The organism is Grimontia celer, assembly GCF_900055185.1.
Classification (GTDB): domain Bacteria; phylum Pseudomonadota; class Gammaproteobacteria; order Enterobacterales; family Vibrionaceae; genus Enterovibrio; species Enterovibrio celer.
Genome location: NZ_FIZX01000070.1, coordinates 1 through 535, shown reverse-complemented (window position 1 = coordinate 535; position 535 = coordinate 1). Strand labels below are relative to the sequence as shown.

The following is a 535-nucleotide window of genomic DNA, read 5'->3' as shown; positions in this document are numbered from 1 at the left end:
GTACGCTTAGTCACTTAACCATACAACCCCAAGAGGTTTCGTATGCTCAAACAACCAAGGTTGTTCCTAAGAACAATGTTCAACATTCGTTGAACGATTTCGCCGGACTCAAATATTGTTCATCACTCGAAAGTGATGAAACCAAGAACACTTGAATGTGTTTGGTGTTAATTCCTAAGAATCAACATTTGAGAACTTTTACAAACAAACTGAATCAGTTTGTTTAGTCAGCTTTCCAGATTTTTAAAGAGCAATGCGATGTTCTTTCGAAGCACCACTTTCTAATCACACTCAATGAATGCGTTTAATAAGTGGCGTCCCATAGGGGAGTCGAACCCCTGTTACCGCCGTGAAAGGGCGGTGTCCTAGGCCTCTAGACGAATGGGACACATCGTTTCTTTACATTTCGACCGTAGCAATCTGTGTGGACACTAGCATTAATAGTATCGTTAAGGAGGTGATCCAGCCCCAGGTTCCCCTAGGGCTACCTTGTTACGACTTCACCCCAGTCATGAACCACACCGTGGTAAACGCC

The 535-nt window shown here is 43.7% G+C and carries 1 tRNA gene and 1 rRNA gene; both read right to left on the bottom strand.

The features are described from left to right. Positions 1–312 precede the first annotated feature (312 nt). A tRNA-Glu gene (locus tag GCE9029_RS25475) sits at positions 313–388 on the bottom strand. 62 nt (positions 389–450) lie between these two features. Beyond that, positions 451–535: ribosomal RNA gene (locus GCE9029_RS25470) — 16S ribosomal RNA — on the bottom strand; the annotation flags it as partial.